The 18389-nt window shown below is 41.3% G+C and carries 7 protein-coding genes; 3 read left to right on the plus strand and 4 right to left on the minus strand.

Annotated features, from left to right (window positions below; genetic code table 11):
- Nucleotide 1: 1 nt before the first annotated feature.
- The 4 genes from Q4597_RS06730 to Q4597_RS06745 all read right to left on the minus strand — a co-directional run bounded on the left by Q4597_RS06730 (nt 2) and on the right by Q4597_RS06745 (nt 7011).
- Nucleotides 2-3214, minus strand: coding sequence for a TonB-dependent receptor (locus tag Q4597_RS06730; protein WP_303405387.1), 3213 nt, complete (start codon nt 3212-3214; stop codon nt 2-4).
- A gap of 540 nt (nt 3215-3754) precedes the next feature.
- Nucleotides 3755-4108 carry a cupin domain-containing protein gene (locus tag Q4597_RS06735; protein WP_303405389.1) on the minus strand — a complete coding sequence of 118 codons (354 nt, stop codon included), beginning with the start codon at nt 4106-4108 and terminating at the stop codon, nt 3755-3757.
- 10 nt (nt 4109-4118) lie between these two features.
- Nucleotides 4119-6374 carry an alginate lyase family protein gene (locus Q4597_RS06740; protein WP_303405391.1) on the minus strand — a complete coding sequence of 752 codons (2256 nt, stop codon included), beginning with the start codon at nt 6372-6374 and terminating at the stop codon, nt 4119-4121.
- Between the two features lie 139 nt (nt 6375-6513).
- The gene (locus tag Q4597_RS06745; RefSeq protein ID WP_289039119.1) at nt 6514-7011 is read right to left on the minus strand and encodes a shikimate kinase; all 498 of its coding nucleotides are present in this window, start codon (nt 7009-7011) and stop codon (nt 6514-6516) included.
- Between the two features lie 99 nt (nt 7012-7110).
- Between Q4597_RS06745 and Q4597_RS06750 the strand changes: the two genes are divergently transcribed.
- The 3 genes from Q4597_RS06750 to Q4597_RS06760 all read left to right on the plus strand — a co-directional run bounded on the left by Q4597_RS06750 (nt 7111) and on the right by Q4597_RS06760 (nt 18385).
- Entirely contained in the window at nt 7111-8079 is a 969-nt protein-coding gene (locus Q4597_RS06750) for a sugar phosphate isomerase/epimerase (protein ID WP_303405393.1), read from the plus strand.
- Nucleotides 8080-8100: 21 nt separating this feature from the next.
- Nucleotides 8101-8823 carry a ribonuclease activity regulator RraA gene (locus tag Q4597_RS06755; RefSeq protein ID WP_303405395.1) on the plus strand — a complete coding sequence of 241 codons (723 nt, stop codon included), beginning with the start codon at nt 8101-8103 and terminating at the stop codon, nt 8821-8823.
- A gap of 412 nt (nt 8824-9235) precedes the next feature.
- The gene (locus Q4597_RS06760) at nt 9236-18385 is read left to right on the plus strand and encodes a gliding motility-associated C-terminal domain-containing protein (RefSeq protein WP_303405397.1); all 9150 of its coding nucleotides are present in this window, start codon (nt 9236-9238) and stop codon (nt 18383-18385) included.
- The last annotated feature ends 4 nt before the right edge of the window (nt 18386-18389 follow it).

Raw genomic sequence — 18389 nt, forward strand, 5'->3', positions numbered from 1 at the left:
TTTAAAAGTTAACATTTAAACCGATAGTAAAGCTTCTTACAATTGGACTTGCACCTACTTGAGCACCGTAAGTTGTTGGTCCTAAGTAATCACTACCTGCAGTCTGTACACCTTCTGGGTTATATGAAGTATAATTATCTGCCCATAAGTACAATAAGTTAGTTGCGGCGGCATATAATCTAACGGAGTTTATACCTATTTGACTCGTTACATCAGAATCTAATGTGTAACCAATAGTTAAGTTTCTCAAGGCTACATAAGAAGCATCTTGTATTACGGCATCTGTTTGGTTTCTGTTAGCTGTATAGAACTCACCGTTGTGATCGGCAATACCATCACCTTTTGGTGTTACGCCGTCATCTTCAAAAGCTCCAACGGCATCAAAAGTGCTTACTAATCTTCCGCCCCATTGCGATTCGTAGTATAAAGGGTCTATATTGTAAACTTCCGCTCCATGAGATCCTTGAAGTTGAAAGGACATATCAAAAGATTTGTAATTAAGATTATGAGACATACCCCAGTAAAAATCAGGTGTATTCTGTCCTATTTTCACTAAATCTCCACCATCTTCAACACTCTTTGTGTTGTCTATAACGCCATCACCGTTTTGATCTACAATATAGGATTCCCCGGATTGATTGTTTGGGTGTCTTGTTCCATCTGCTAAATATCTCATTTCAACATCTCTAGTGGTTTCTAATCCCCACATTTCACCAATTTCTCCACCTATATAGTTTCTAAATACAGGGCCTCTACCACTTTGTCCGTAGATGGCTTGAGGTAGTTCGTCCAAACCTCCCAAATCTGTAATTTCGGTTTCAACTGTAGATAGGTTAGCTCCAAAACTCCAAGAGAAATTATCTGATTGTATAACGCTCGCATTCAATTCAAATTCTAAACCGGAACTTCTAACATCTCCGGAATTGAGAACAATTGAAGTGGTTCCCAATACTTCGGAAACACTTTGGTTAATTAAGATATCCTCAATATCGGAAGTGTAATAATCCACACCCAATCTAATTCTGTTGTTAAACAAACCTAAATCAACACCATAGTTGGTCTCCGTGTTGGTCTGCCACGTTAAATCTGCATTTGCTACGTTGTCAGGAATTAGAAAACCAGTTCCATAAACTGTTGCTTGAGGGTCTAAAAGGCTTAAGGCATCATAAGAACCTAAGAAAGAAGTTGTACCTAGGGAACCTGTGCTGAACCTTAGTTTGAACTGACTTAAAGTTTCACTGTTTTCTAAGAAGGCTTCATTATGAATGTTCCATCCTAAAGATAGGGCTGGGAAAGTTTCATATCTCTTATTGGCTCCAAAACGAGAATCACCATCTCTTCTAACTGAAGCAGAGATTAGGAAACGATCGTCATAGGCATAGTTAACTCTTCCAAAGACACTTTCTCTTACTCTAGTTTCGTCTCTTTCGGTCACGGTTATGTCCGCAGGGGTAAATAGGTTGTAATTAAGAATATCGCCTTCTGGTACATTTGCACCGTCTAAAGCAGTTCCTTTAAAAGTTGTGGTTTGAAATTCAAGACCAGCAACTCCAGAAATATCGTGTTTACCTATTACCTTGGCATAGTTAAGCGTAGTTTCACTTAATACAGAAGATACTTTTAAATCTGTTTGATCTCTGAAAGTTTGAGAATCTCTTGCCCTGGAGTCAAATCCAAGTAATCTGTGTTGATAAGCTTGGGTATCTCTAAGGTCTCCACCTAGTACGGTTTTAATATTCAATCCGTCTATAATACTGTACTGTAAGTAACCACTAACATTTCCGAAAAATGTTTTTTCCCAACTATCTGTATTGTCAAGCTTAGCGGCAGGACCTGCATCACCGGAACCACCAATACCATTGTTAGCTCTACCATAATGCCAATCTTGTGCGGCCATTCCTGGTTCTAGAGTGTAGATGCTATTCGCTTCGTAACCAGAACCTCTATAACCATTGTCAAATGGTGCCAGTCCTAAGGCTTGAGCTTGAGCGTCTAATTGTTGAACAAAAGCAATGGATTCATTAGTATGATAAACTGGATGTACACCATAGGATCTTAATAAATCTCTCATATCGTGACCTAAAATGTCTCTATGAGAAGTAAAACCATTGAAATTTAATCCGGTTTTAAATTTCTCTCCTAATTTGGCGTCAATATTTAAACGTGCGTTGAGTCTTTCATAGCCTTGTGTTCTAACAACACCTTCGGCATTTTGATAGCCTATAGAAGCAAAATAATTTACATCATCTGTTCCTCCGCTCATACTAAAATCATGACTAACGGTACTCCCGTTTTGAAAAAGCCAATCTTCTGGGCTTATTGCTCCTGGAGAATTTTCATAAGCATTTAATCTATATTCCAAGAAAGCAGGGTCATTAGTCTCTACCGTACCGGCCCAGTTACCCGCAGCAATTTCGGCTCGTGAATGCTCCGCCCATTCAGGTCCTGAAGCAAGTATGTTGTCTCTGTATTTGCTGGAAAAACTGGTGTAAGCATTATAGCTAAAAGTAGCTTTGCCCGACCTACCTTTTTTAGTGGTAATCAGGATTACACCGTTAGCTCCCCTAGAACCATAAATTGCAGCAGAAGCAGCATCTTTTAAAACCTCTAAGCTTTGAATATCGTTAGGGTTAACTGTGGCCAGACTTCCTGAGATTGGGTAGCCGTCTACAACGATCAATGGGCTTGAATCTCCTGATATAGATGAAGCAGCCCTTACCTGAATCTTTGGATCTGCACCTGGCGCACCATCTTGATTTTGGATTAATACACCTGGTAATTTACCGGCCAATGCATCATCTACACGTGCCGCTTGAATAGCGGCTACTTCGTCACCGCCTACTTTTGAAACAGCTCCGGTTAGGTGCGATTTTTTTCGCGTACCATAACCCACTACTACAACTTCTTCCAATAGGGCGGCATCTTCAACCATGGTTATGTTTATGGTTGACTGACTGCCTACGGTTACGTTTTGAGTTACATAACCAATGTAGGAAAATTGAAGAATATCTCCGCTGGAAGCGTTAATAGAATAAATTCCATCAAAGTCTGTGGAAGTACCTGTTGTAGTTCCCGTTATAATTACGTTTACACCGGGAATAGGTACGTTGGCCTCGTCTACGATCGTACCGGTTATGGTAGATCCATCTTGGGCAAATAGCGATATGTTGAGACACAATAAAGCTATAAGTGTTAGTTGAGTTTTTAAATTCATTTGAATAATGTTAAGTTAGTAATGTTCATCGGTTTAAGGCTAGAGCCCCAAATGAGGATGATCAGCATCATCTCATTCAATCTTCAACTTACTAATGCACGAAACTCATTAAGATCCCTGAATTTTTGTATTTTTGTAATGAGCGTGTATAGTAAAATGTACATGTTCTTAGTATTACTTCCCTTCAGAATGAAGTAATTTCAGTTTAAAAGGATGGGCGTGCACCCATCCTTTTTTTATTGGGTACCTTATACTTTCATGAATTGTTTCTTTAATTAATATTAGCCTAAATTTTATAGATTAATTGGTTTTCCATTTTGGTTAACCAATTTGGTTTACCAAATATAACTTAATAGTTTGTTAAATAAAAATTAATATCAAGAAAAGTTGGTGTTAAAATTGGCTATCTACTATTTTAAAGAACTACATTTTGTTAAAATGATAATTAAATACCATCTAAACCGTCTTTGTGGAAAGGGAGTACGGCAGTAGTTGTGGTGCTACTACTTGCACAACTGACTCCCTTGTTTAATCTCTGGCTTACTTTTTAGCCATAAAATCTTCTCTTATTGGACTGAAGACGTCTATTAATACCCCTGCTTCTTGGCATGTTGTCCCGTGCATAACATGAGGTGGAATATAGAAAGAGTCGCCTCCTTTAAGGATTTTTGTTTCTTCTCCTATGGTCATTTCAAACTTTCCGCTAACTACATAGGTTACTTGTGAATGATAGTGTTCATGCATTGGCCCAATTCCGCCTTTGTCAAATTTTACGTTTACAAGCATGATTTTATCATCATACCCCATAATCTGACGCTGAACACCTTCGCCTACAGTCTCCCACGGGATATCTTCTCCTATTAAAAATTCTTTACTTGCTCCAAAAGTTTCCATAATCTATAATTTATTTGATTTTGATAAATATATAAGGACCCGTCCAGCGGTACTCCTTGTTCTTAATTTTTATAGTATGTTCTTTGTCCGGATCTTTATCATTGTTGGCCATTACGAGCATTAGTTTTTCTCCATTAGCCTTGATTTGTATTATTACGGACGTGTATTCTTTTGTATCTGACACAAGTTCTATTTTAGATATTGCACTATTTGAGTTAACCGAAAACTCAGAAACCGGACTATAGTTTCCGTGCGATTCTATTACCGAAACAAATGTGGTATTCTGTGTATTTTTTCTTCTAATGATAAGGCCTGCATCCCTCCTTAAATTAAATTCAGGATCGTTGGCTCCAATACGAACAAATTGTAGTTCATCTTCTTTTTGGCTGGCAGTGGTCAATGTGTAGAACTTCCCATTTTCAAGCCAACTTAGTTTGCTGTTGTCTGCATTGGGATTGCCCAAACCTTCCGACCAAATATGTTGATAGCCGTTTTCACTTCCTAAAGGTTCTGCTATCTTAGGGAAACTAAAGTTAAAATTGGTCTGTATAACTTGTCCCATGAAATAGAAGGGGAGGTCATATTTATTTTTTGTTTGCGACGCAACTTTTAAAATGTCCAGAACAAAAGGCCTTTCAAAATCATCAATTTTAATAAGTGCCATGGTTCTTTGCATTTCCGTTCCGGGATAGGCGTTACTTTCTTTGGCACTAACGATTTTTAGATTGGTGTCCGAAGCATCAAAAAAGTAAAGTTCTGAGTGGTGCTTGCTGCCAATTTCATATGTTCCATTAAAGTGCGAGGTCTGGTTTTGTACCAAGGTATTGTGGGCAATGGTTTGTTTGGCCCAAGTTTTATTTTCTTTTAAATAATTGCCACCTCCTTTTTGTTCTATATTTACAAAACGTGCCAAACCGTAATCCTGAACTATTTCTTTTCCTTTTTCATAGAGCGAAAAGGATAGTTTGTCATAGTGGCCATGACTTAAACCTTGTGCGGCATATTTATAGACTAGCGCCATGTCTTCATTACCATATCTAAGGATAGCTACACCTCCTTCGTTTCCATTGGCACCATCTGTAAGATTGATGGACTTTTTTTGGAATTTTGTGGATTCACCATCTCTAATACCCAGTGCCACGGCTAGCCCGGAATCATCCAATAAAACTTGGCCTTGTTCATTGGCAATACTCAGTAGTTGTGGGTTGTGCCCTCCGTATTGGTAGGCTATATCTACAGCGGTAACCACTTCACGTGATTTATAGGACATTCCTTTTTGCGCATCGTTCAACGGAAAAAACTCTCCATCCGCATCAGAAAGGTTGAGAAGCACATTTACTGATTTTAGGAGTACGCTGTCCTTATGTTCAAAAATCTTTACTTCGGGTCTTACGTTGTGCAGTGCTTGAGCAAAAATTAAAAATGGGTACATGGCGTATCTCTGGTAATAGGGACCTTCAGTATAATAACCGTCCGGAGAAAAAGGTTCGTTTACATTGGCAAGAAAACCTACCTCTTGGCCTTCCGTTTTTATATATCCACCGTCATTATCTTTTGCATCTATAGGTAGTCCGTCATCTTCAATACCATATAGGGCACGGTGTACCAATTCATCATCACCCATTACTAAACCGATCATGCCTACGGCGGCGTTGCCCCAGGTACTGTGATTATGAACACGGTTATAGAATTGGGGATTATCTATGGATATAAAATTGGCGAAAGGTCTAAAAAGGTTTTTCTCCAGCCGCTTGCGCTCTTTTTGAGTAAGGTAATTGTAAACACAATCGTACGCTTGGCTAACATACACTAACCAGTTGGAGTCGTTCAGGCATTGCCAGAATAGTTTGCCACGGGCATAGGAGCGCGTTTGCGGATGTACGGGCAAATCTTTATACATAGCCTCGTACTGAAACAACATTGCTTTTACGTATTCAGCGTACTTTTCATCGTCTAAAATTTGATAAAGTACACCAGCTTTTTGGAGGATTAAAAAATTGCGTTTGTGACGTTCGTGCGTGTACCCACCGGAATAATCTTTTGGAATTGGCGTATCAATTCCCAAGGCGATTTCCGCATCTACTTCAGCTTTTACGTGTTCTAAAGAAGCATCAAAAAGAGGCACATTACCTAATTCTTTCCTTATTTTCTGAACTCCGTCTTTTGTTAATATAAGACTAGGGTGCTCTTGGGTGTATCCATTAAAGGATACAAACCATAATAAGGTTAGAATTTGTAAAGTAATTTTAAATTGGCTCTTTATCATGTTCGTGTATTAGACCAAAATCAGATAATTAAATTGGTTAACCAGTTTGGTTTACCAAAAATAGAAATATTTTTTTGTTGAGCAAATTATTGGGGTATTATATCTTGAATTTTAACGGTTTACTGTTTTTAACAACTTTTCAACCGTATTTACGTGCTAGATATTTTAGGATGGTATCTACAATTTCCTGTTCCGAAAAAGAAATATCTACGGTCAAAGCCCGCTTTGGAATCTCTAAAAGTTGAAAGTCTGACTCTAGTGAAGATTCAGTTTGTCGTTGAGTACCACTTGTTTCTAGACGTTGGTTTATAGCTTCGTAGGTACCGCTCATAAAAATCCAATCAATTTCATGACCTAGATTCTCAGAAAGTTGTAGTCGTTGTTCTTTCTTTAATATGGAGCAAGAAACTACACAGCCCTTTTTTGAGAACTCTTCTTCAATAAGGTTTGTAATGGCAGATAACCATTTGGAGTTAGTATTATTATTTTTCTTATCTTCCTGTAATTCAGGGTGAAGAACAACATCGGCATCAAAAAAGGGGATTTCTAGTTTTTGTGCAACCTTCTGACCGGCAATGCTCTTTCCGGTACCACAAAGGCCTACTAGAATAACAATAAAATTTTCTTTTTTCTTCATCTGTTAAAAAATTGGTTAACCAATTTGGTTTACCAAATATAACTATATTTGGCTATTAACAAAATGTTAAGTAAAAAAATATATCTTAAATAGTTAATTATGAGTAATTCTGAGCGTATGCAGGACCGTAGAAACTTCTTAAAAAAGTCTGGTTCTGGACTCTTGGCAATACCTGTTTTGCCGCTGGTAAGTTCGTTTTCATCAGGACCCTATGAGTCGGAGAATGACCTTCAGGTTTATTTATTTTCAAAACACTTGCAATTTCTAGGGTATGAAGAAATGTCTGAGGTAGCTTCCAAAATAGGGTTTAATGGTTTGGATTTAACCGTGAGGCCTAAGGGACATATACTTCCAGAAAATGTGGAGCGCGACTTGCCTAAGGCCATTGAAGCTATGAAAAAGTATGGTCTTAGCCCAAAAATGATGACAACCAATGTTCTCGAATTTAAAACAGATGTTGACAAAAAAGTACTAAAAACAGCTAGTAAGTTGGGTATAACACATTATAGGACCGGGTGGCTCAGTTATCCTGATGACCAAAGTATAGAGGATTGTCAACGAACTTACCAGAAACTTTTTAAGGAACTAGAGATGGTAAACGGTAATCTAGATTTGATAGGGTGTTATCAGAATCACGCAGGAAACCATGTTGGCGCTCCTATTTGGGACATGCCTCCTTTATTTCCATCTGCTGAGAGTAGGTATTTGGGTTGCCAATATGATATACGCCATGCAGTTGTAGAGGGAGGTATGAGTTGGGAATTGGATTTGCGGCGTATTGCTCCGTATATAAGGTCAATCGTTATAAAAGATTTTAAATGGGGAAAGGTCAATGGCCAATGGAAGCCGGTAAATACACCTTTAGGGGAAGGCATGGTAGATTTTGATCGCTACTTTTCTTTATTAAAAAAATATAAGATAAACGTACCTGTATCGCTACACCTAGAATATGATCTTGGAGGTGCTGAACACGGTGCAAAACAAATTACCATGGATAAGGACCAAGTATATGCCAAAATGAAAAACGACCTTACCTTTCTAAAAGAGACATGGGCAAAAGCAGAATAATAAAACCTAAACAACCTGAACATGGCAGAAAAAAGTGAAACTACAACGGACAAACTTAGAAAGGTAAGCACAGCTACTATTGCTACCTGTTTGTTCAAAAAAGGATTAAAGAACCAGTTTATACAGGATGTGAAGCCGGTGAAGAGCGGAAAACCTACTATGGTGGGTAAAGCCTATACACTACGTTATATTCCTGCTAGGGAAGACTTAAATCCTATTACGGTATTTCAAAATCCTAGACATTTGCAACGTGTTGCCGTAGAAGAATGCCCTAAAGGATATGTTCTGGTCATTGATAGTAGAAAGGATGCCCGAGCGGCATCTGCAGGTTCTATATTGGCTACACGCTTAATGGTACGTGGGGTTGAGGGTATGGTTACGGATGGTGGGTTCAGAGACGCGGGCGAAATTGCCGACCTTAACTTTGCATCTTACCACAACAGACCTACCGCCCCAACCAATTTGACTTTGCACCAAGCTATTGCCGTTAATGAGCCCATTGGTTGTGGTGATGTTGCTGTTTTTCCCGGTGATTTTATTGTAGGAGATGATGATGGCGTTATGGTCATTCCCTCGGAAATTGCAGATATAGTAGCTGATGAATGTTTACAAATGACACAGTTTGAAAGTTATGTAATGAGTGAAGTTCAAAAAGGGAGGTCTATTATAGGTCTATACCCGCTAACGGATAAAGCATATAGCGCACAATTTAAACAATGGATGTTTTTGAAGAATAAGTTATGAATGAGGTATAAGGTGGTACGCCTATAGTTGGATTGTATCCTTTAACGGATAAAACACATAACAACGGGTACCAGAAATGGTAAAAAAAACAGTAGTCGACCTCGGCAATATTTTAAGTAAAATTTGATGTGCAGATTATCGATAATTGCATAACTGGTACTGCCTTCGGTTCTATATACCCTAGGGTATATTTGTGGCTGAATACCTACTTTTTAAATCACTGTTTTTTAAGTTTTTATCATTTTATTAAATAATATAACCTTGTTAAAAGTCATGCACACAACAAATTGTTAATTATTCACAACAATTTTGGCATTTACAAATATTAGGATGCGGAATTTGCGTTATGTATAACTACATATGCTTAAGATTGAATAAAATCTAGGGCATGTCATGAAGTTTTACATAAATTATGCGAAACCTACCAAAAGTGTTCTTTGCTATCTTGCTTCTGGCAAGCTTATCAAGTTTTTCTACGAATATTGAATTTGTAGAGAAAATTCCCGTTTTCGATACCGAAGCTTTTTTTTCTAATGAAGTTTCAGTCGATGCACCTCCAACGTTTTCTAATTGTCCGCCTTCTGATGTTGTAGTAACCTATACAACCGATGAGTGTAGCGCTGTAGTAACATGGACACCCCCCACGGCTTCTGCAGATGCAGTGAGCGTTACCAGCAATTATAGTCCGGGAGATTCTTTTCTGCCGGGAACTACTGCTGTTATTTATAGGGCCGAAGATGCGGGAGGGAATGTTTCTACTTGTTCTTTTAATATAACGGTAGATGATAACCAAGATCCCGTTTTTGATACTTTCCCTACTGATGTAACTTTAACCGCAGACCCTAACACATGTACTGCCCCACATACATGGGCAGAACCAACGGCTTCGGATAACTGTCCTCCTGGAGAAGGAGAAGCTCCCGTGCTTCAGGATTTTGAAGCGGCTATTAACCAATGTTATACGTTTGTGCGTTCATCCATTACTAATGGCGGCCAAATAAATGGTTCCCGTAATCTAGTTTCCACTGGAATTTCTAGTAATGCCTTTTTTGCAAGTTCAATGACAACGCCGGTTTTTTACTTCAATGGCTTTGGAGAAATTACTTTTTCTCATAGTATATCTGCAGTCACGAACTCTCCTTCTATTCATTTGGATATATTGGATGAGGATGGAAATACGGTTACTACTGATTTTTTTAGTAAGACTTACACGACAACAGGGGTTCAACAAGAAATTATTCCTTTTAACTTAATCGGGAATTATCAAATAAGGATTAGATATTCATCTTCCTCTTTGTTCAACTCTGGTATGGAAGCTTATTTAGATGATTTGTTGATTCCTGGAACCGTTGTTACAAATATTAATGATACGAGTTGTGAATTAGCAGATTATGTAATTTTCAGAACGGATGGAACCGGACTTAATAGCGGTGATCAATTTGATATTGGTACTACTACTATTAGATATACTGTAAGAGATGCTTCTGGTAATTTTTCAGAAAGGTCTTTTAATATCACTGTAGAGAATGATGTAGACCCACCATCAGGTTCAACGGAATACATATATTGCGAAGGAGATACCCCTCCTGAGATGTCTGTAACTGTAGATGTTGCGGGTGGTGAAACAGCTAATTGGTATGACGGGAACGGAAATTTGGTAGCGAGTGGTGTTACGACCTACACAGCACCAGCTTCTGCTGATTTTTTTAGAAACTATACGGTGTATTCCCAAAATTCTAATGGGTGTACCAGTGAAAATTTCTTATCAATAGATCTTTACCAAATACCAAGACCTGCTCCACCAGCAGCGGATAGCCCTATAGAATATTGTGTAGGGGAAACCGCAACACCATTGGTGGCAACGGCGCCTTCAAATCATACCTTACAATGGTACACGGTAGCAACAGGGGGAACAGCTAGTGCAACAGCGCCAACACCAAATACGGCCGTTGCAGGAACTACTTCTTATTATGTAAGTCAAATAGATGATTCTACCACATGTGAGAGTGAACGAACGCAAATAGACGTGATAGTTTACGCTATACCAACGGCACCCACTGTGAATTCACCAGTTGATTATTGTATCGGTGATGCTTCAGCACAATTAGATTCGCATGCAACCGGAACGAATTTAAGATGGTACGATGCGGCAACGGGTGGAAATGAAATTCCGGGAACGACTACTCCTGATACGTCAACAGCAGGGCAACAATCTTTTTGGGTAACACAATCAAGTGTAAACGGAAGTGCTACTTGTGAAGGAGGAAGAACAAGATTAAATGTCAATGTGTATGATGCACCTACCATAACCACGCAGCCTACAAATGAAGCTGTTTGTGAAGGCGGTACAGTTACTTTTAACGTAGCGGCTTCTGGGTCAGGTGTTATTCAATGGCAGCTTTTTGATGGCACTAATTGGAATGATTTAACCAATACAGCACCACATAGTGGAGTAACTACAAACACACTTACTGTAACGAATGTAACCCTCGCCATGAGCGGAAATAGATATCGTGCAATAGCCACAAGTCCAGCAGCAAGCTGTTCGGATGCCACTTCAGACGAGGCGGTTTTAACGGTAAATACAGCTCCGCCAGTTCCGACAAGTGGAGGCGACCAAACGGAATGTGAAGAAGACCCGATACAAACTTTGACCGCTACGGCAATACCTCCATCAGGGGCAAGCATCATATGGTACGATGCTTTAACTGGCGGAAATGTTGTAGCAAGCCCGACTTTAAATACAGTAGGAACGATAACCTATTATGCGGAAAGTAATGATACTGTAAACGGATGCCCAAGTGTGGGTAGAACTTCAGTAACCTTAACTATTCAACCTGCACCCGTAGCACCAACAAGTGGTGGTGACCAAACGGAATGTGAAGAAAACCCGATTCAAACGTTAACGGCTACTGCAACTGCACCGGCTGGTTCAACTTTAGTGTGGTACGATGCGGCTTCCGGTGGTAACGTAGTCGCCAATCCGGATTGGAGTTCTGTCGGGACTGAAATTTTTTATGCTGAAAGTCAAGATAATAGTACAGGTTGTCCTAGTTTAACACGAACAGCTGTTTCTCTTACTATTCAACCTGCGCCAGCTCCACCAACAAGTGGAGGTGACCAAACGGAATGTGAGCAAAATCCTATTCAAACTTTAACCGCAACGGCAACGGTACCTTCAGGTTTTACATTGACTTGGTATGATGCTCCTACGGCGGGTAATGTTGTGGCTAGTCCAGAATGGAGTTCGGTCGGTTCGGTTACCTATTATGCCGAAAGTCAAAACAATACTACAAATTGTATTTCACTTTCAAGAACAGCGGTAACGTTGACAATTGATGCTATTCCGGCTGCTCCAACAAGTGGTGGTGACCAGGTAGAATGTGAAGCGAATCCTACGCAAACCATGACAGCTACAGCAACTGCACCCGCAGGTGCCACGGTCATGTGGTATACAGCCGCTACAGGTGGTAGTGAGGTAAGTCCAACTTTAAATGCTGTTGGAACTATAACTTATTACGCGGAAAGTAGAACTACAAGTAGTAGTTGTGTGAGCGTAACAAGAACAGCGGTAACGTTAACAATGCATCCCAATCCAACCATTTCGGTTACGCCTAGTTCGCAAACCTGTTCTGCAGACCTATCTACGTATTCGGTTTCTGTAGATGTGGATAGAGGTACGGTAACTTCAAGTGAAGGAACGGTAACCGATAACGGAGGAAATAACTGGACGATTTCAGTTATACCTTCCGGAAATAATATAACGGTGACCGTAACAGATGCAAATTCGTGTACGGATGTTATCAACATCAATGCACCTAATTGTGCTTGCCCAACGGTAAACGCTCCAACAAGTGGGGGAGACCAAACGGAATGTGAGCAAAATCCAATTCAGACATTAACGGCTACGGCAACAGCTCCTACAGGTGCAAGTGTAGTGTGGTATGATGCTGCTTCTAACGGAAACGTAGTAGCAAGCCCCACATGGAGTACGGTTGGTTCAACTACCTATTATGCTGAAAGTGTTGATGATGTAAATGGATGTACAAGTACAACAAGAACGGCTATAAACCTAACGATTCAAGCGGCTCCTGCGGCACCAACAAGTGGAGGTGATCAAACGGAATGTGAGGTAACACCAACCCAAACACTTACTGCAACTGCTTCAAGTGCACCAGGAACTTCCATTACTTGGTACGATGCTGCAACTGGTGGAAACATAGTTGCAAGCCCAACTTTAAATGCTGTGGGTACGGTAACATATTATGCGGAAAGTGAAAATATTAGCACCAGTTGTGTTAGCCATGCGCGAACAGCGGTCAGCTTAACAATTGAACCGAATCCAGTTGCACCAACAAGTGGAGGCAACCAAACGGAATGTGAAGCATCACCTATTCAAACTTTAACGGCAACAGCCACGGCACCAGCTGGGTCTAGTGTAGTTTGGTATACTGCTGCTACGGGTGGAACTGTAGTTGCTAGTCCAACTCTAAATTCCGTAGGAACGGTAACGTATTATGCGGAGAGTGAAAATAATACAACATCTTGTGTGAGTGACAACAGAACAGCTGTGGTACTTACTATTCAAGATACGCCTACCATTACAGAAAGCACTGGAGGTGCTACTTGTTCCGCAGACCTTTCAACTTATTCGGTATCCGTAGATGTGAGTAACGGAACCGTAACATCCACAGAAGGAACGGTAACGGATAACGGAGGTAACAACTGGACAATCTCCAATATCCCTGCAGGAAACAATATCACGGTAACCACAACAGCGGCAAATTCTTGTTCGGAATCTATAACCATTACAGCTCCAAATTGTAGCTGCCCGATAGTAGCTGCCCCAACAAGTGGAGGCGACCAAACGGAATGTGAGCAAAATCCGATTCAAACATTAATGGCTACCGCAACACCACCTGCTGATGCAACTGTAGTTTGGTACGATGCGCCAACGGGTGGAAACGTGGTAGGAAGCCCAACAAGAAATACAGTAGGTACAATAACCTATTATGCGGAAAGCGTACAAAACGTAACCAATTGTGTGAGTGCTACACGTACCGCTGTGGTTTTGACAATAAATGAAACACCAAATGCCCCAACAAGTGGTGGTGACCAAACGGAATGTGAGGCTACACCTATTCAAACTTTGACCGCTACGGCAACTGCACCTGCAGGTTCAAGTGTGGTTTGGTATGACGCTGCAACTGGTGGAAACGTAGTTGCTAGTCCAACTTTGAATGCGGTTGGTACGGTAACCTATTTTGCGGAAAGTAGCAATAGCTCAAGTTCTTGTGCAAGTTTCACCAGAACACCAGTGAGTTTGACCATTCAAGACACACCGGATATTACGGTTTCAACTGCGGCAACCTGTACTGCCGATTTATTGACCTATTCGGTTTCTGTTGATGTGAGCGAGGGCACAGTGACTTCTACCGAAGGTACGGTAGTAGATAATGGAGGGAATAACTGGACCATTTCGGGTATCACTTCCGGAACTGATATTACGTTGACGGTTACGGCACCAAATGCATGTACACGAACTTTGGATATTACGGCTCCGGACTGTAGCTGTCCAGTGGTGGCAGCTCCAACAAGTGGAGGTGACCAAACGGAATGTGAGCAAAATCCTATTCAAACGTTGACTGCTACCGCAACACCACCTGCAGATGCTACTGTAGTTTGGTATGATGCGCCAACTGGTGGCAGTGTAATTGCGGACCCTTCTATAAATACAACAGGGTCGGTAACGTATTATGCGGAGAGCCGTGATAACGTGACCAACTGTGTGAGTAGCACCAGAACGGCAATTGTTTTAACTATTGATGCGGCACCAACTGCACCAACAAGCGGAGGTGACCAAACGGAATGTGAGCAAAACCCGATTCAAACTTTGACCGCTACGGCAACTGTGCCATCAGGTTCAACGGTGGTTTGGTACGATGCCCCTTCAGGTGGAAATATCGTTGCTAGCCCAACCCGTAACACTGTAGGAACTTCAACGTACTATGCACAAAGCGAAAATAGTACGACTTCATGTACGAGTTTAGCGAGAACTGCGGTTTCCCTAACTATTGAGGCTGCACCAAGTGCACCCGTTAGCGGAGGAGACCAAACGGAATGTGAGGCAAACCCAATTCAAACATTGACTGCTACGGCAACTGCACCTGCAGGTTCAAGCGTGGTTTGGTATGATGCGGCGACTGGCGGAAACGTTGTGGCCAGCCCAACATTAAATACGGTTGGTTCTATTACGTACTTTGCGGAGAGTGAAAACAATTCAACTTCTTGTACTAGTTTTACCAGAACTCCGGTAAACTTAACGATTCAAGATACACCAGATATTTCTATTGCAACGGCGGCTGCTTGTGCACCGGACTTATTGACCTATTCGGTTTCTGTAGATGTAAGCGAAGGAACGGTAACTTCTACAGAGGGTACAGTAGTAGACAATGGTGGAAATAACTGGACGATTTCAGGAGTTCCTGCCGGAAACAATATTACGTTAACGGTTACGGCACCAAATGCCTGTACGCAGACTTTGGCTATTACGGCTCCGGATTGTAGTTGTCCAGTTGTAGATGCGCCAACAAATGGAGGTGACCAAACGGAATGTGAGCAAAATCCTATTCAAACGTTGACTGCTACGGCTACGCCACCTGCGGATGCAACTGTAGTTTGGTATGATGCGCCAACAGGCGGTAGTGTGGTTGCCGACCCATCTTTATCTACTGTGGGAACAGCTATTTTCTATGCGGAAAGTGTAGAGAATGTGACGAACTGTATCAGTAGTACCAGAACGGCTGTTACACTTACGATAGAAGCAACTCCGGCCGACCCGATTAGCGGTGGTGATCAGGTAGAATGTGATGCCAACCCAACACAAACGTTGACCGCTACGGCAACGGCGCCTGCGGGAGCAAGTATAGTTTGGTATGATGCCGCAACTGGTGGAAACGTAGTTGCCAACCCAATTCTTGATGCAGTGGGTAATGTAACCTATTATGCGGAAAGCAGTGACGATACTTCGGCGTGTACAAGTTTCAATAGAACAGCGGTTTCCTTAACGATTCATCCATTGCCAAATGTAGTGGCAAATGCGACTACCACGACTATAAACGCAGGGGAACCAGTTACTTTGACGGGCTCCGGAGCGACTTCCTATGTGTGGGATAATGGTGTAACCGATGGTGATACGGTCTATCCGCTAGTGACGACCACCTATACCGTAATCGGTACCGATGGAAATACTTGTGAAAATACCGATAGCGTTACGATTACCGTGAATGCAACTTCTGATATTCGAATTGAAAAAATTGTAGATGATGCGGCACCTAATGTGGGCGATACGGTAACATTTACGTTGACGGCTTATAATGACGGGCCTAGTGATGATATTGGCGGAACAGTTATAACTGATTTGCTTCCTTCGGGGTATACTTACATGGGTGACACCAGTGGTGCTGGTAATGGAACCTATGATGCGGTTTCGGGAGATTGGACGTTGCCTGCATTGCCCAATGGAAATTCAGTTGCAATCGATATTTCTGCAACGGTAAATGCTCCAACAGCTACACCTAACGAATTTTTGAATATTGCGCAGGTGATTTCGGCTACGAATTACGATTCCGATTCCGCTCCGAACAACGATGATGGCGACCAAAGTGAAGATGACGAAGCTTCTGCTGAGGTAATTCCACAATTGGCGGATCTAGAAGTAACGAATACCATTTCTCAGCCTAGCGGAAATCCTGGTGATATAGTGGTGCTGACGGTAACCGTTCAAAATAACGGTCCGGATGATGCTACGAACGTATCCCTAGAAAATATCATTCCTGACGGGTTTACAGTAACTACGGTAAACGATGCGGGTACACAAAGCGGAAATACCATCACTTGGTCAGGGTTGACCATTCCAAATGGTACGACGACTACATTGACTTATGATGTGACTGTAAATAATCCTACGAACGTAGCAGATGAATATTTAAACACGGTTCAGGTAACTACCGTTAATCAGTATGATCCAGATTCTGTGCCTAATAATGAGGATGGTGATCAGAGTGAAGATGATGAGGATGCCGTTTCTATGCGACTGCAGTCTTCGGATTTGGAAATCGTAAATACGGTGAACCCGGATTCGGGTAACCCGGGTGATATATTAACATTCTCCATTGAGATTATCAACAGCAGTACGGATGATGCCACGGGTATTGCACTTGAAAATTATGTGCCTACAGGATTTACGGTAACGACTATTAACGATGGCGGAATCCAAACCGGAAATACTATCAGCTGGAACGGACTTACGGTACCTGGCGGTACGAGCCAAACAATAACTTTTGAGGTAACTATCAACGTGCCTACAAATACTGATGGTGAGTATTTCAACACGGTTCAAGTTACGGCGGTTGACCAATTGGACCCGGATTCTAGTCCGAATAATGACGATGGCGATCAAAGCGAAGATGACGAGGACAATGCTGAAATTGTATTGATTCCAGCGGACTTAAGTCTATCTAAGAATTTGAGCGCGGCATCCAATCCAACACCAAATGCAGGTGATACGGTAACTTTTGAAGTGACGGTTACCAATGACGGTCCGGGTATCGCAACCAACGTATCGGTAGAAGATGTGCTGCCAATCGGTTATACCTTGGGTACGGTAAATAATGGTGGCGTTGTTTCCGGAAATACCATCACTTGGTCTATGGCCACAGTAGGTGTCGGAAGCCAAACAGTGAGTTATGAAGTAACCTTGAATGCACCAACAAATGCAATTGGTGAATACGACAATATTGCACAGATTACGGCAATGGACCAGTTTGATCCTGATTCTAGTCCGAATAATGATGATGGAAATCAAAGTGAAGACGATGAGGTTTTACACATCATAAATGCACCAAGTGTGGATTTGGAAATCAGTAAAATGGTAGACAAGTCGCAGACGTTCCATGGTGATACGGTAGTGTTTAGAGTTATTGTAGGCAATAATGACGCATACGAGGCTACGAACATTGGTATTGAAGATGTCTTGCCTTCTGGATATGTTTTAGTGAGCCATACGGCGGATTACGGTGCGTATAATGAAACCACGTCCACTTGGGAAATTCCTTCCTTGCCTGTGGATACCGAAGCGAATTTAGAAATGACGGTAACGGTTACGGATGTTGATGATTATACCAATGTGGCCGAATTGATTTACGTAGATCAAATCGATTTAAACATAGATAACGATAGGGCAGAGGCTACACCGGATGTAACCCAATCCAGCTGTTTAACGGTGTACAATGAATTTTCGCCCAACGGTGATGGTGCCAACGATATTTTCTTTATCGAATGTATAGAAGAATATCCGGATAATGTGCTAACGGTCTATAACCGATGGGGAACCATGGTCTTCACCACAATAGGTTATGACAATACCTGGGATGGAAGGTCATTGGACAGAGCAAAATTAGGAGATTCGGATCAGCTTCCTGTAGGAACGTATTATTACACCTTAGAACTTGGTGACGGCACAACATCGCCAAAATCAGGTTGGTTATATATCAGTAGATAAAAAG

Origin of the sequence: Zobellia sp. 1_MG-2023 (assembly GCF_030549125.1) — a bacterium.
GTDB lineage: Bacteria > Bacteroidota > Bacteroidia > Flavobacteriales > Flavobacteriaceae > Zobellia > Zobellia russellii.

Excerpts from the sequence above, each read along its gene's own strand:
- Q4597_RS06740 (WP_303405391.1), bottom strand. The coding sequence starts at position 6,374 with ATGATAAAGAGCCAATTTAAAATTACTTTACAAATTCTAACCTTATTA.
- Q4597_RS06760 (WP_303405397.1), top strand. The coding sequence starts at position 9,236 with ATGCGAAACCTACCAAAAGTGTTCTTTGCTATCTTGCTTCTGGCAAGC.
- Q4597_RS06755 (WP_303405395.1), top strand. The coding sequence starts at position 8,101 with ATGGCAGAAAAAAGTGAAACTACAACGGACAAACTTAGAAAGGTAAGC.
- Q4597_RS06750 (WP_303405393.1), top strand. The coding sequence starts at position 7,111 with ATGAGTAATTCTGAGCGTATGCAGGACCGTAGAAACTTCTTAAAAAAG.
- Q4597_RS06745 (WP_289039119.1), bottom strand. The coding sequence starts at position 7,011 with ATGAAGAAAAAAGAAAATTTTATTGTTATTCTAGTAGGCCTTTGTGGT.
- Q4597_RS06735 (WP_303405389.1), bottom strand. The coding sequence starts at position 4,108 with ATGGAAACTTTTGGAGCAAGTAAAGAATTTTTAATAGGAGAAGATATC.
- Q4597_RS06730 (WP_303405387.1), bottom strand. The coding sequence starts at position 3,214 with ATGAATTTAAAAACTCAACTAACACTTATAGCTTTATTGTGTCTCAAC.